The organism is Streptomyces sp. NPDC048643 (assembly GCF_040650615.1).
In the GTDB taxonomy this organism is placed as follows: Bacteria; Actinomycetota; Actinomycetes; order Streptomycetales; family Streptomycetaceae; genus Streptomyces.
Genome location: NZ_JBEZHO010000038.1, coordinates 71474 through 85508, shown reverse-complemented (window position 1 = coordinate 85508; position 14035 = coordinate 71474). Strand labels below are relative to the sequence as shown.

General features: G+C 71.8%; 11 protein-coding genes. 5 read left to right on the top strand and 6 right to left on the bottom strand.

From position 1 onward, the window contains the following. Positions 1-149 precede the first annotated feature (149 nt). Positions 150-1628 (bottom strand): MFS transporter, encoded by a 1479-nt coding sequence (locus AB0C62_RS30150; RefSeq protein ID WP_362978466.1) that lies wholly within the window; start codon positions 1626-1628, stop codon positions 150-152. 85 nt (positions 1629-1713) lie between these two features. Between AB0C62_RS30150 and AB0C62_RS30145 the strand changes: the two genes are divergently transcribed. Then, complete coding sequence (locus AB0C62_RS30145; protein WP_362978464.1) at positions 1714-2127, top strand: MarR family transcriptional regulator; 414 nt, start codon at positions 1714-1716, stop codon at positions 2125-2127. Positions 2128-2241: 114 nt separating this feature from the next. Here AB0C62_RS30145 and AB0C62_RS30140 read toward each other — a convergent pair whose 3' ends face one another. From AB0C62_RS30140 to AB0C62_RS30130, 3 genes are all read right to left on the bottom strand, one after another. Next, on the bottom strand, positions 2242-2994 hold the full coding sequence (locus AB0C62_RS30140; RefSeq protein WP_362978462.1) for a maleylpyruvate isomerase family mycothiol-dependent enzyme: 753 nt from the start codon (positions 2992-2994) through the stop codon (positions 2242-2244). Positions 2995-3087: 93 nt separating this feature from the next. Continuing rightward, positions 3088-4254, bottom strand: coding sequence for an MFS transporter (locus AB0C62_RS30135; RefSeq protein WP_362978460.1), 1167 nt, complete (start codon positions 4252-4254; stop codon positions 3088-3090). Positions 4255-4503: 249 nt separating this feature from the next. Then, positions 4504-5949 carry a glyceraldehyde-3-phosphate dehydrogenase gene (locus tag AB0C62_RS30130; protein ID WP_362978458.1) on the bottom strand — a complete coding sequence of 482 codons (1446 nt, stop codon included), beginning with the start codon at positions 5947-5949 and terminating at the stop codon, positions 4504-4506. A gap of 471 nt (positions 5950-6420) precedes the next feature. Between AB0C62_RS30130 and AB0C62_RS30125 the strand changes: the two genes are divergently transcribed. Further along, the gene (locus AB0C62_RS30125; RefSeq protein ID WP_362978456.1) at positions 6421-7533 is read left to right on the top strand and encodes a GNAT family N-acetyltransferase; all 1113 of its coding nucleotides are present in this window, start codon (positions 6421-6423) and stop codon (positions 7531-7533) included. A gap of 468 nt (positions 7534-8001) precedes the next feature. On the opposite strand, the gene AB0C62_RS30120 is transcribed toward AB0C62_RS30125, so the two are convergent. Then, the gene (locus tag AB0C62_RS30120) at positions 8002-8781 is read right to left on the bottom strand and encodes a DeoR/GlpR family DNA-binding transcription regulator (protein WP_362978454.1); all 780 of its coding nucleotides are present in this window, start codon (positions 8779-8781) and stop codon (positions 8002-8004) included. Between the two features lie 121 nt (positions 8782-8902). Between AB0C62_RS30120 and AB0C62_RS30115 the strand changes: the two genes are divergently transcribed. The 3 genes from AB0C62_RS30115 (at position 8903) to AB0C62_RS30105 (ending at position 12388) form a co-directional block, all read left to right on the top strand. Then, positions 8903-9784 (top strand): sugar isomerase, encoded by an 882-nt coding sequence (locus AB0C62_RS30115; protein WP_362978452.1) that lies wholly within the window; start codon positions 8903-8905, stop codon positions 9782-9784. 34 nt (positions 9785-9818) lie between these two features. Then, positions 9819-10682, top strand: coding sequence for a class II fructose-bisphosphate aldolase (locus tag AB0C62_RS30110; protein ID WP_362978450.1), 864 nt, complete (start codon positions 9819-9821; stop codon positions 10680-10682). Between the two features lie 476 nt (positions 10683-11158). After that, the gene (locus tag AB0C62_RS30105) at positions 11159-12388 is read left to right on the top strand and encodes an MAB_1171c family putative transporter (protein WP_362978448.1); all 1230 of its coding nucleotides are present in this window, start codon (positions 11159-11161) and stop codon (positions 12386-12388) included. Positions 12389-12464: 76 nt separating this feature from the next. Here the strand turns inward: AB0C62_RS30105 and AB0C62_RS30100 are convergent, their stop codons facing one another. Beyond that, positions 12465-13853: a pyridine nucleotide-disulfide oxidoreductase gene (locus tag AB0C62_RS30100; protein WP_362978446.1), complete on the bottom strand. Its 1389-nt coding sequence runs from the start codon at positions 13851-13853 to the stop codon at positions 12465-12467. Positions 13854-14035 lie beyond the last annotated feature (182 nt).

Below are 14035 nucleotides of genomic sequence, written 5' to 3'. Positions count from 1 at the left end.
GGCCGCCGCCCTCGGCGGGCTAGGCACACGGATCGGTGCCAAGGGGACCTACGGGCTGCTGATCGGCCGCCGCCCGGACCGGGAGCAGCTCGCCACCCGGCGGGGCAAGGCCCCGCCGGGCACCGCACGGTTGACGTTCCGGCCAGGTGCTAGTCGACGGGCACGCGCTCCTGCTCCGCCGTGCTCGGCAGGGACCGGGCGACGACCACGGACTCCTGCGGTCGCCGGGTGCGCAGGCCCGGCAGGGTGATCAGCAGCCCCGCGAGAGCGATGCCGGTCACCACCATCAGGCCGGGACGGTAACTGTCCAGGACCGCCTGGGGCGATGATCCCTCCGAGGAGTTGGCGGTCACGGCCGCGGTCACGACGGCGAGGAAGATCGCGCCGCCGACCTGGACGGAGGTGTTCAGGAGACCGGAGACCATGCCCTGCTCGTGGTCGTCGACGCCGTTGGTCGCCTGGATGTTGAGGGAGGGGAAGACCAGGGCGCAGGCGGCGCCGATCAGCAGCATGGTCGGCAGGATGACCGCCGCGTAGACGGGGTGGAGGTCGACGCGGAGGAACAGCGCGTAGCCCGCGACCATCAGGGCGAAGCCCGTCGCGATGAGCCGGGGAGTGCCGAACCGGTCGACGACGGCACCCACCTTGGTGGAGGAGAGAGCCACCAGAGCTCCGGCCGGCAGGAAGGCCAGCGCGGTGTGCAGGGCCGACCAGCCGAGCAGCGACTGCATGTACAGCGTCACCAGGAACTGGAATCCGACGTACGAGCCGAAGAACGCCATCGCGCCGAGCTGGGCCCGGACCTGACTGCCGGACCGCAGCACGCCCAGCCGGATCAGCGGGCTCGGGCTGCGCCGCTCGATGCCGACGAAGGCGGTGAGCAGGACGGCGACGGTGGCGAAGGAGAGCAGCGTGCGGGCCGAGCCCCAGCCTGCCTCGGGCGCCTGGACGACGGTGAAGACGAGCAGCAGCATCGAGGCCGTGCCGACGACGGCGCCCGGGATGTCGTAGCCGCCGTGGTTCTTCTCGCGGTCGCTGCGCGGGATGAGCTTCAGGCCCACGAACAGCGCGACGAGGGCGATCGGCGCGGGAAGCAGCATGGTCAGCCGCCAGCTCGCCTCGGTGAGCAGGCCGGACAGGACGAGGCCCATGGAGAAGCCGGTGGCCGCGCAGGTGGTGTAGATGGACAGCGCGCGGTTGCGCAGCGGGCCCTCGGCGAAGGTCGTGGTGATGATCGAGAGCCCCGCGGGTGCCGTGAAGGCGGCACTGAGGCCCTTGATGAAGCGGCTCGCGATGAGCAGCGGTCCCGAGTCGACGAGTCCGCCGAGCACCGACGCGAGCGCGAAGACGGCGAGGGCCACCAGGAAGACCTGTCGGCGGCCGAGCAGGTCGGCGGCGCGTCCGCCGAGGAGGAGCAGTCCGCCGTATCCCAGGATGTAGCCGCTGACGATCCACTGGAGCGTCGAGGTCGAGAGGTCGAGTTCCGAACCGATGGACGGCAGGGCGACGCCGACCATCGACACGTCGAGGGCGTCCAGGAACATCGCGGCGCAGAGCACGAGCAGGGTTCCCCACAGCCGGGGGGTCCAGCGGTCCTGGGGTGTGGGACGGGTGAGCGGAGAGGTCATGGGCCAGAGATTACATGCACACGCATTCAATGCAAATGCATTTAATGACGATGCAACAAAGTGGAACGTTTGCTACGGTGCGGCCATGGCGGCGACGAATGCCGAGCAAGGGCTCGTGGACCAGTGGCGCGACATCCTCGCGGTGCATGCCCGCACGCAGTGCGAGCTCGACCGTGAACTGCATCGGCACGGCCTGGGCGCCAGTGACTTCGAGGTGCTCGACGTCCTGGCCGGGTGCGGCGCGGCGGACGGCGGTTCCTCCTATCGCGTCCAGGAGATCGCCGAGCGGGTCCACCTGAGTCAGAGCGCGCTGTCGCGCCTGATCGGGCGGCTGGAGAAGGACGGCCTGGTGACGCGGGGAATGTGCGCGGAGGACCGGCGGGGTGTGCGCGTCTGCCTCACCGCCGCAGGGCGCCGACTCCACGCCGAGGTACTTCCGTTGCAGCGTGCCGTCCTCACGCGCATGCTGACGGCCGGCTCGGCGGCCCCCTGCGACTGACGCGCAAACCCGGATTCCCCTTGAAGCCGGCTCGGCACCGCTTGCCCGGAGCCGGCGTGCGGAACCGGGCCGCCGTCGGACGCCCGGTCCCGGAGCGACCGCGTACCGGCTTCGTCAGTTCCAGGTGATCCCGGACTTCTCCCGCCAGAGGGCGGCCAGTGAGGCGTCGCCGGTCACGCCGGGGAACGGCGCGCGGTTCCACAGCGCGAGGTAGAGGGCGGCGGCCGGTCCCGCCAGTTCGCAGTCGGCGGGCGGTGCGTCCGCCACGGACCCGGCGCGGTCGCTCACCGGTGCCTGCTCCGACAGGCGTACGGTCCACACGGCTCCCGGCACGTCGGTGGCCGTCACGCGCAGCACCCGCGGCTCCTCGCTGCGCACCCTGCTCTTCGGACGCCCGTGGAAGCCGCGCAACAGCTCGTCGATGCCGTCCACCGCGAACTCCGGTGCCACCGGCTCCGGTTCACCACTCCGAGCCGACGCGGCGTCGATCCGGTGCACGGTCGTCTCGTGCGCCTGACGACGGGCCCAGAAGGCGAGTCCGGAGGGTGCGGGGAGGAAGCTCCAGCACCGCAGGTCCGGCGAGGCGCCGGCCAGTGTCTCCACGAGCCGGCCGTGCCCCTCGCGGAACCAGGCCAGGAGATCGTCGCCGTCCAGATGGGGCAGGCCGCCGTCGGGGTGATACGAGGTGTGGCCTTCGGCGACGATCGCCGTGGCCCAGCGGTGGACCATGCCGGTGTGCCGCACCAGATCCCTGATCCGCCACTCGGGGCAGGTCGCGACGCCGGCGTCGACGCCCGCCGCCTCGGCGGCGGCGAGCAGCAACCGGCCCTCCCGGTCCAGGGTTTCCACGTGCTCCGCAGTCTTCATGCGGCGAGTGTGCACGATCGACGGCGGTCGGGGGAGGCCGTGAAAGGGCATGGGACGGACTGCGGCGGCGGCCGCTGCGACAGGGCGGGTCGCTCACCCCGCGGCGGCCCGGCGCGTCGCGAACCCGATCACCGCGGCCACCGCGGCGAGCACCGCGACACTCGTCAGGGCCGTCGGCAAGGAGTACCAGTCGGCCATGAACCCGATCGCCGGTGGCCCGAGCAGCATGCCCCCGTAGCCGAGGGTGGAGGCGACGGCGATCCCGCTCGCCCCCGCGAGGGCGCCGGCCCGTTCGATCGCGACGGGGAAGATGTTGGCGAGGCCCAGGCCGGTGACGGCGAAGCCGAGCAGGGCCACCCACACGGACGGGGCGAGCGCGCCGAGCAGCATGCCGAACGCGGCCGTCGTACCGCCCGCCACGAGCGTGCGGGTGCGGCCGAGCCGTTCGAGGAGCGTGGTCCCGCTCAGTCGGCCGATCGTCATGGCGAGGGCGAAGCAGGAGTAGCCGGCCGCGGCGATCCCCGGGTGGGCCTCCAGGTCCTGTTCCAGGTGGAGTGCGCCCCAGTCGGCGAGCGCGCCCTCGCCGTACGCCGTGCACAGGGCGATCAGGCCGAAGACGACGACGAGGCCACGGGTGCGGCCTTCCAGACGCCGGGGTGTCGCTCTGTCGTCGCTCCGGGGCCGGTCCGGGGGTACCGGCATGTCGTGGCGCAGGAGAGCGGGTCCCGCCAGGGCGGTCACGAGCAGGCCGATGAGGGCGAGGGCCAGCAGGTGGCGCGTCGGTGACAGATGGGCGGCGACCAGTCCGCCGAGGCCCGCCCCGATCATGCCGCCCAGGCTGAACGCGGCGTGGAAACTGGGCATCACCGGGCGCCGCAGTGCGGCGACGAGATCGACGGCCGCGCTGTTCATGGCGACGTTGATCCCGCCGTAGGCCATGCCGAACACGAGGAGGACGGCGGCCAGCGCGGCCGCCGAGTGGGTCAGTGGTGGCAGGACGACGCTGAGGCAGAGCAGGACGGCGCAGGCGAGCGTGACGGGGCGGCTGCCGTAGCGGCGGCAGAGCTGCCCGGTGAAGACCATGGTCACGACGGCCCCGGCGGAGACACCGAGCAGGGCGAGGCCGAGTGCGCTGGCCGAGGCGCCGGTCTGCTCCTTCACGGCCGGGATGCGTACGACCCACCCGGCGAAGACGAAGCCGTCGAGGGCGAAGAACGCGGTGATCGCGATGCGGAGGCTGGTGAGGGTGGGATCCGGCACGACGCTGTGCGGACGGGTTTTGTTTATTAGCGGCACAAACTCACGTTAGGCCGGTGCCCCGCTCGGAGCAAGGGAAGAGGAGGGGCGGCGACGGGGTCGGCACTGCGTGCCGCGATCCACGGGTGCCGTTCCGCGCGGACCGGCGTGAGCCGGAAGGCGGCCCGGACCGCGCGCCGCTCCGGGCACCCGGAAGTCCGCGGTTCGCCGTCCCACCCGCCCGGACGGCGAACCGCGGTCCCGCCGGCGGGGTCAGGCCGCCGGAGCCGGGTACGTCGGGTACTCCACCCCGGACACGTGCTGCACCACGCGGATGACCTGGCAGGAGTAGCCGAACTCGTTGTCGTACCAGAGGTAGAGGATCGCGTTGTCGCCGTCCACCTTGGTGGCGCCCGCGTCGACGATCGAGGCGTGGCGAGAGCCGATGAAGTCGCTCGACACCGCGTCGGGCGCGTTGGTGAAGTCGATCTGGCGCTTGAGCGGCGAGGTCAGCGAGACGTCACGCAGGTGCTCGAGGACCTCCTCGCGGGTCGTCTCGCGGCCCAGGCGCAGGCTCAGGATCGCGATCGACACGTCCGGCACCGGCACGCGGATCGAGCTGCCGGTGATCGGCGCGTCGAGGTCGGGCAGCGCCTTGGCGACCGCGGAGGCGGCGCCGGTCTCCGTGATGACCATGTTGAGCGGCGCGGAGCGGCCCCGGCGGTCGGAACTGTGGTAATTGTCCAGCAGGTTCTGGTCGTTGGTGAAGGAGTGGACCGTCTCCACGTGGCCGCGCAGTACGCCGTACTCGTCCGCCATCGCCTTCAGCGGCGGCACGATCGCGTTGGTCGTGCAGGAGGCGCAGGACAGGATTTGCTCGTCCGGCTTGATCATGTCGTGGTTGACGCCGTGCACGATGTTCGGGACGTCGCCCTTGCCCGGCGCGGTCAGCACGACCTTGTCGATACCGGGCCGCAGGTGGTTCGAGAGGCCCTCGCGGTCGCGCCACTTACCGGTGTTGTCGATGAGGATGGCGTCGCGGATGCCGTACGCCGTGTAGTCCACCTGGGACGGGTCGTCGGCGTAGATGACCTTGATCTCGTTGCCGTTGGCGATGATCGTGCTGTTCGCCTCGTCGACGGTGATCGTGCCCTGGAACTGGCCGTGGATGGAGTCGCGGCGCAGCAGGGAGGCGCGCTTGACGATGTCCTGGGCGCCGCCGCGGCGCACGACGACGGCGCGCAGCCGCAGGCCGTTGCCGGAGCCGGTCTTCTCGATGAGCAGGCGGGCGAGGAGGCGGCCGATCCGGCCGAAGCCGTACAGGACGACGTCGCGGCCCTCGCGGCGCTCGATCTTGTTGTCGCCCGTGGCGCCGGAGACCGCCTCGGCGGTGAACTCCTCCACGGACAGGCCGCGGCCGTCCGCCCGGTAGGTCGCCGCGAGCATCCCGAGGTCGATCTGCGAGGGGCCGAGGTCGAGGGTGCTGAGCGTCCGCAGGAACGGCAGGGTGTCGGTGACCGAGAGCTCCTCCCCGGCGATCTGCCGGGCGAAGCGGTGGGTCTTGAGAATGCTGACCACTGACTTGTTCACCAGGGAGCGGCTGTGCAGGAGGATCGTGACGTCCTGCTCCCGGTGCAGCCTGCCGATGATCGGGATCATCGACTCCGCTATCTCTTCGCGAGTCTTCCAGTTGGTGAACGCGTCGTCGTTGACAGTCACAGAATCATCTTTCGAGCTAGGTGGCGCTCATATGCTAACCCGCTCCCTCGGGGTGATCGTTCACGCGGTGTCCACCCGCCCGGAACCCGGGGCTCCGCCTGGCGTCGGTGAACGTGGCGGCCGGCGCTCCGCCGGCCCACCCGTGCTCCCGTGAAAGCCGGCCGCCGGATGCGGAAAGTCCCCGTCCTCCGTCCTGGACTCTTTCGTTGCGGTAGGCACCCTTGACAGCGTGCGTACTGTTTCGCGACGTTTGAGCCCCGCCGATTGATTCGGATCTCGGCGCTCGACCGGGGGGCGAGCAGCAGTGCGGCGCGGATCGGCAGAAATCAGAGAAGTGGCAGGACGCGGACAGCGCGTCATGGGGGGAGCTGTCGCCCATGCGATCCATCAACGAAGATCCACACGCCCGAACGGCCTGTGTTGTGACCGGTACGTCTCTCGCAGCACCCACGGAAGGGCGGTTGATCTGAGGTGGAGATCACGAACCACAGACTCGACGGCTTGAGCGTCCCGCTCCGCGAGGCCTGGCACCGGGCGATGGACGAGTCGCCCGAGTACGCGAATCCCTTCCTGGCACCCGAGTTCGCGACCGGGGTCGGCAGGTTCCGGAAAGGCGCCCAGGTCGCCGTCCTGCACGAGGGAGGGGAGCCCGTCGGCTTCCTGCCCTACGAGCGCAACGTCCTCGGCGCGGGCCGAGCCGTCGGACTCGGACTGTCCGACTGCCAGGCCCTGGTGCACAGACCGGGGGTCACCTGGGACGCCCAGGAGGTGCTGCGCGCCTGCGGGTTGTCCATCTTCGAGTTCGATCATCTCGTCGAGGAGCAGGCGCCGTTCGGCCGGTTCGTCACGGGGACGTTCGCCTCCCCGGTGGTCGATCTGAAGCCGGGGGACAGCGGCTATCCGGAGTGGCTGCGCAGCGCCTACCCGGGCCAGGCCAAGACGACCCTGAAGAAGGAGCGGCGGCTCGCCCGCGACGTGGGCGAGGTGCGGTTCGTCTTCGACGAGCGCGACCCTCGCATGCTGCGCACGCTCATGCGCTGGAAGTCGGCCCAGTACCGCAGGACGGGGAGGATGGACCGGTTCGCGCGGCCCTGGATCGTGGACCTGGTGGACCATCTCTTCGACGTCCGCGAGGAGCACTTCACCGGCGTGCTGTCCGTCCTCTACGCGGGGGACCGGCCGGTCGCCGCCCACTTCGGACCCAGGTCCCGCAGTGTCCTCGCGGCCTGGTTCACGGCGTACGACCCCGAGTTCCACCGCTACTCGCCCGGCCTGATGATGCACCTGCGGACCGCCGAGGCGGCCGGCCGGAACGGCGTCAGCGTCCTGGACCTGGGGCGCGGGGACAAGGAGTACAAGGACTGGCTCAAGACCCGCGAGCTGCGGGTGGCCGAGGGCTTCGCGTACCGGCCCCACCCGGTGGCGGCGGCGCACCGCCTGTGGCGCCGGCCCGTGCGGGGCCTGCGGAACACGGTTCTCGCCCATCCCGAGCTGCGGGACCCGGCCGACCGGCTGCTCAAGACGGTGGGCACCCTGCGCGCCTCGGGCCGCGCCCGGTGCGGCGCCGGGCCCCGGGCGGACTGAGCGGCGGGCCCGGGAACAGGGCCATCGGTGCGGAGGCGCCGAGACCGTCGTGCCGAGGCCGGCTCCGCTCGCCGGTTTGGCGCGCTCCGGTGCGGCCGGCCGGGCGCCGCGTGCGTCCGGAGCGTTCGCAGGGGGCGGTCGGGGGTCGCGGCGGGTGACGGTGGTGAGAGCCGACGGCGAAGGGCGGGTGAACGCCCGCTGCCGGGCGCCGGGTCGGACCGGGCTGCGAAGTGCCGGAAGCCGGGAGCCGGTTGAGGCGACGAGGTGTGCTGTGCCGGCCGTCGGATGGCTGACGGCGGTGCGGGCTTCGGGTCGGGCGACCTCGGGTGCGGTGCCGTGCCTCGGACGGGGTGACGGCGGTGCGGGCTTTGGCCGGGCGGCTTGGTGCGCGGTGCCCGGCCTCGGACGGGGTGACGGCGGGGCGCGTTGTCGACCGTCGGATCGGGCGACGAAGTGTGCGGTCGGGCGTCAGGCCGTGACGACCTCGACCCCCGCCTCCTCGAACTGCCGCACCGTCGCCGGCGCCACCGACGCGTCGGTGACCAGCGTGCCCACCGCCTCGGCCGCACAGATGCGGGCGAACGCGCGCTGCCCGAGCTTGCTGGAGTCGGCGGCGACGATCACGCGCTCGGCACGCTCGCACAGCAGACGGTTGATCGCGGCCTCCGCCTCGTCGTGCGCGGCTGCACCGTGGGCGGCGTCGAAGGCGACCACGCCGAGCACCGCGACGTCGAGGGTGATCTGCCCGAGCACACCGTCCGCGAGGGGACCGATGAGTTCGTAGGACTGGGGCCTGGCCACACCGCCGGTGACCACGATCTTGAACTGGGGGCGCACGGCCAGTTCGTTCGCGATGTTCAGGGCGTTCGTGACGACGGTGAGCGCGGGGGAGCCCGACGCCAGGTCCGGGCGCACCGCCAGGGCGCGGGCCACCTCGGTCGTGGTCGTGCCGCCGGTGAGCCCGACCGCCTCGCCCGGAGCGATGAGGTCGGCCACCGCCTTGGCGACACGCTGCTTCTCGGAGGCGTGCCGGGCGGTCTTGTAGCGCAGGGGGAGTTCGTACGAGACGCCGTGGACGACCGCGCCGCCCCGGGTACGCACCAGCATCTGCTGTTCCGCGAGCTGGTCGAAGTCGCGCCGGATGGTCGCCGCCGACACCTCCAGCCGGGTCGCGGCCTCCTCGACGTCGAGGCGGCCCCGCTCCACCAGCAGTTCCAGCAGTGCCTTCCAACGGGCGTCGCGCGACATCCGCCTCTCCCTTGCTCGTTCCTCCGCGACCCTAGCGCACCCCGCCTCACCTCAAATGCTTGATTGTGCTTGAAAGCTCGCTATATCTTGCAGGAACAAGCATCAGTGGGAGGGGTACCGCATGACCCATGTCGAGGACGAGCTGAGCAGTCAGCCCGAGTGCTGGATCCGCGCCGCCGAAGAGGCCGCCGGACACGGGGCCGCGCTGCCCGCGGCGGGGGAGCGGGTCGCGATCGTGGGGTGCGGCACCTCCTTCTTCATGGCGCAGGCTGTGGCCGCGTTGCGGGAAGGGGCCGGGCAGGGCGAGACGGACGCCTTCGCCGCCTCGGAGTACCCGGAGGGCCGCTCGTACGACCGCGTGATCGCCCTCACCCGCTCCGGGACGACCACCGAGGTGCTGGAACTCCTCGGACGCCTGCGCGGACGCACCCGTACGACCGCCGTCACCGCCGACCCGCACACCCCGGTGATGGAAGCGGCGGACGACATCGTCGTCCTCGACTTCGCCGACGAGCGGTCCGTCGTGCAGACCCGGTTCGCCACCACCGCGCTCACCCTGCTCCGGGCTCACCTCGGCCTGCACTCGGACGCCGTCGTCGCCGACGCGCGCACCGCGCTGGAGACACCGTTGCCCGAAGGACTCGTCGACTGCACGCAGTTCACCTTCCTCGGCCGCGGCTGGACCGTCGGCCTCGCGAACGAGGCCGGGCTCAAGATGCGGGAGGCGTCCCTCGCCTGGACCGAGGCCTACCCGGCGATGGAGTACCGTCACGGGCCCATCAGCGTCACCACCCGTGGCACCGCCACCTGGATGCTCGGCGACGCACCCGACGGCCTGGCCGAACAGGTCCGCGAGACCGGCGCGTTGTGGGTCGGCGGCGGACTCGACCCGCTCGCCGAACTCGTCCGCGCCCAGCGCCTCGCCGTGGGCGTCGCCGCGGCCAAGGGCCTCGACCCCGACCAGCCGCGCCACCTCACCCGATCGGTGATCCTGAGCAACTGACGCTCGCTCACCCACCCACCGAGAAGGAGGAGTTGTGCCCCTCGCAGCAACCGGTGAGCTGGTCGCCCGGGCCGCGGCGGCGCGGACCGCCGTCGCCGCGTTCAACGTCATCACCCTGGAGCACGTCGAGGCCGTCATCGCGGGAGCCGAGTCGGCCGGCGCGCCCGTCGTCCTCCAGGTCAGCGAGAACGTCGTCACCTACCGCTACGGCCGGCTGCTCCCGCTGGCCCGCGCCGCCACCGCCGCCGCCGAACGCGCCACGGTACCGGTCGCGTTGCACCTCGACCACGTGCAGAGCGACGACCTGCTGCGGCAGGCACCCGGAGCCGGGTTCAGCTCCGTGATGTACGACGCGTCCCGCCTGCCGTACGAGGAGAACCTCACCGCGACCCGCGCCGCCGCCGACTGGGCTCACGCCCAAGGGCTGTGGATCGAGGCCGAGTTGGGTGAGGTCGGCGGAAAGAACGGCGAGCCGTCGCGCGACGCCCACGCGCCCGGCGCCCGCACCGAACCCGGCGAGGCCCGCGCCTTCGTCACCGACTCCGGCGTCGACGCCCTCGCGGTGGCCATCGGCAGCTCGCACGCGATGACCACCCGCACGGCCGCTCTCGACCACGGACTGCTCAAGCGGTTGAGCGCGTCGCTCGGTGTCCCGCTCGTCCTGCACGGCTCCTCCGGGGTGCCGGACGAGGAACTGCGGGCGGCCGTCGAGGGCGGCATCGCCAAGGTCAACGTCGGCACCGCGCTGAACATCGCGATGACCGCCGCCGTCCGGGAGTTCCTCGCCGCGCATCCCGAGGCCGTGGACTCACGGAAGTACCTCAGCGTGGGGCGCGAGGCCATGGCGCGGACGGTGGCCGCACTCATCGGCGTGCTGCGGGGTTCCACCGACGGATAGACGAACTCACGGCGCCCTGACGGGCGACGACCACGAAGGGGCCTCCCGCCGCTCGGGTGACGATCCACCACGAGCCGCGCGGGAGGCCCTTTCGTGTGCCCGGCCCGGACCGAGTTCCGCATGCGGCCGTTCGCGTGGGTGACAACGTGGCTAGTGTGAACAAGTATGAGAGAAGGCCGAAAGGGCACGGCAGGCTCGCGCGTGAGGCACCCTTCTGGAGGCCTCTCGGGCAGGCGTCCCCGTGCCCCGTTGACGCGAGGAGCAGGAGTTGGCGGTGATTCGTAGAGGGCTGAGCCGACACCGGGCCCGGCGCGGGACCGCGGCGTCGAACGGCGGGCTCGTGGCCGGTTTCCGCACCTCGGCCGCGTGTGCGGGACGCTCGCGTGCCGGTGGCGGCAGTGAACCGGCCCCGGCCGGAAGGGCGTCGGATCGCGGGGCACGTCAAGTCGTCGCACGGCCAGGGGCTGTGGGCTGACGTGAGCGGACTGATCTACTACTTCGCCGCCGCCGTCCTCTGGACGGGACTCGCGGCCCAACTGCCCGACCTGTGGCGCCACAGGAGAGACCCCCTCAAACAGTCCTTCTGCGCCGTCATCTTCCTGTCGGGACTCTGCTTCGTGCTCGGCGCGCCGCCCACCGTGGCCCTGGTCAACGGGCTGACGGGGATACCCAACGTCGCGGCACCCCTGGCCTATGCGACGGTGACCGCCTTCAGCGCGGCCTCCCTCATCCTCATCGTGCACTGGCGGGGTACCGACCCCGTCCGGGTGCGCCGTACCGCCCGGGCCTGGCTGTTCAGCTACCTGGGAGTGATCGCCGCCCAGGGCGTCCTGTTCGCGCTCGGCGACACCCCTGTCGAGCGCCGCGCGGACTTCGACACCTACTACGCCGCGACTCCGTTCATCCGCGAGATGATCGTGCTCTACCTGGCGGCCCATCTGGTGGCCGCGGTGACGACGACCGTCCTGTGCTGGCGCTGGACCCGACAGGTCAGACGCTGGGCCCGCAGGTCGTTGGCCCTGCTCGTCGTGGGCTGGCTCTTCACCAGTGCGTACGGTGTCGTCAAGTTCGTCGCGCTGACCGCTCACTGGCTCGGGCACCGCTGGGACGGCCTCAGCACCAGCGTCGCACCCCTGGTGGCGGTCGGCGCGTGCCTGGTGTCGGCGGGCTACATCCTGCCCGTCGTCGGACCGCGCGTCGACTCGGCCATCACCTTCGTACGCCTGCGCCCGCTGTTCCGGCTGCTGGCGGGGCCCACCGGCGGACGGCGCTTCGTCGCGCCCCTGTCGTGGCGGACCGTCGGTGACGTCGATCTCCGGCTCACCGCCCGGGAGACAGCCATCCGCGACGGACTCAAGCGGCTCGCCGGTCAACTCGACGACCAGGTCCGGCGGCGTGCCTACCGGGAGGCGCTCGCCGCCGGATTCCGTGCCGCGGACGCCGAAGTCATCGGCATGGCCGCGATGGTCGCCGTCGCCGCGCTGGCCGAGGCTCCGTCCCGTGCCGCGGAGACCGGCACGGTCGGCATCACGGTCGGCGACATCGACGTGGTGGTGTCGGTGAGCGCGTTCATGCGACCTTCCGGCGCCGGGGCAGGGGCGTTGGACACGGGACAGCCGTCGTTGCTGAGCCTGTCCAGGGCGGTGCGCACCCCCATCGTCGACGCGGCGGTCCAGTCACGGAGGACCGCGGTGCGTCAGCCCTGAACCGGCCCCAGCCGATGGGCGGTTGGCGGGGTCCGAGCGGGAGGCGCCGCGCCGGGGCCCGGCGCGGCGCTCGCCGTCAGGCGTCGGTGCCGTCGAGGAAGGCGCTCTCCTCGGGAGTCAGCGGCGGCCCCGACAGAGGTTCAAGGACCGGCCCCTTGAGGGTGGCGAGCAGGAGACGCGGGTGGACGAGACGGCTCGCGTCGGCCTGGAGCGTGGTGACCGCGCACATGGCGGCGGACACCTCGTACGAGGTGGTGGCCACGCGCGCCATCCGGCCCATGTAGCGGCTGAGGATCCGGTCCACGAGCGTCGGAGCCTTGCCGATGACGTCCGGGAACCACTGGTCCTGCGAGGTGCTCAACGTGTAGGCGGCCGTGACGGACCGGGCGGCGTCGCGCTGGACTCCGCGGGCGAAGCCGGGTGCGGTGATGTCGGCGTCCCGAAGCCGGCGACTGAGGGCCAGCGCGCCCAGCGCGGCAACGGACATGCCCTGTCCGTAGACGGGGTTGTAGGTGGCGACGGCATCGCCGAGGATCACCAGGCCCTCGGGCAGCGCGGCCTTCTCGAAGCTACGACGTCGGTTGCGGGTGCTGCGGCTGAGGGACACCTCGCCGAGCGGCTCGGCGCGTGAGATGAGCCGCCCGATGATCGGATGCCGCAGATCCAGGGCGAAGCGGGTGAACTCCTCCGGATCCGTGGTCGGTTCGCCGCCCCGGGTGCCTCCGAGACTGACCAGCCAGCGGTTGTCCTCGATCGGCACCAGGTTCCCCGAGCGTCCCGGCAGGTTGTCGACGGGGTCGGCTCCGACCTGCGTCACGGGGATGGTCTCCGCACCCGGCGGGATGCGGAAGACACGGCTGGCGTAGACGAGACCCGAGTCGACGTCGTCATTGGGTGTACCCGTCACCCCGAGCGTCTCGAGCCACTGCTCGGCCCGTGATCCCCGGCCGCTCGCGTCGACGACGAGGTCGGCGTCCAGGACCTCCTCGTCGGCGCCCGCCACGACACGCACCCCCGTGACGCGCCCGGCGTCGCCCAGCAGGGCCACCGCCTCGCCCTGGCGCACCGTGACCTTCGTGGTCCTCAGAACGGCGTCACGGACCGTCCAGTCGAGCAGGTCGCGGCTGCAGCAGGTCAGCAGCAGTTCGTCGGTCACCTGCGGCCACCGACGGAACCAGCCCTGCGGGCCGAGGCCCAGCATGCCGGTGAGGGACTGCTCGCGGGCGCCCGCGGCGAGCAGTTGCTTGCGGATGTCGGCTCCGGGAAGGAGTTCCTCGATGGCCGCGCGGCCGCTGGGCAGCAGGATGTGCGCGTGCCGTGCCTGCGGGAGGCGCCTGCGCGGCCGTGGTCCGTCCGGGAGTTCGTCCCGGTCGACGACGATCACCTCGTCCACGGACCTGGACAGGGCCGCGGCGGCGAGCATGCCGGCCACGCTCCCCCCGATGACGACAGCACGGCGCGACATGATTCCCCTAGTTGTCATGGACTTTGCAATGAGTGGGCGAACTCACCCTACGTTCGCGCGAGTCCATGTTCATCGGAGATCGGAAAGTGCACCGGTTCGGTCGGAGCGGAAGGGCGTCGACTGGCACCGCGCGACACGTGGTTGACCCTTTCGTGGCGAAACGGAAGGCCGACGGGCGGCGT

Bases quoted from the DNA above. Each gene is read 5' to 3' on its own strand.
- AB0C62_RS30150 (WP_362978466.1), bottom strand. From the start codon at position 1,628: ATGACCTCTCCGCTCACCCGTCCCACACCCCAGGACCGCTGGACCCCC.
- AB0C62_RS30145 (WP_362978464.1), top strand. From the start codon at position 1,714: ATGGCGGCGACGAATGCCGAGCAAGGGCTCGTGGACCAGTGGCGCGAC.
- AB0C62_RS30140 (WP_362978462.1), bottom strand. From the start codon at position 2,994: ATGAAGACTGCGGAGCACGTGGAAACCCTGGACCGGGAGGGCCGGTTG.
- AB0C62_RS30120 (WP_362978454.1), bottom strand. From the start codon at position 8,781: ATGTCGCGCGACGCCCGTTGGAAGGCACTGCTGGAACTGCTGGTGGAG.
- AB0C62_RS30115 (WP_362978452.1), top strand. From the start codon at position 8,903: ATGACCCATGTCGAGGACGAGCTGAGCAGTCAGCCCGAGTGCTGGATC.
- AB0C62_RS30100 (WP_362978446.1), bottom strand. From the start codon at position 13,853: ATGTCGCGCCGTGCTGTCGTCATCGGGGGGAGCGTGGCCGGCATGCTC.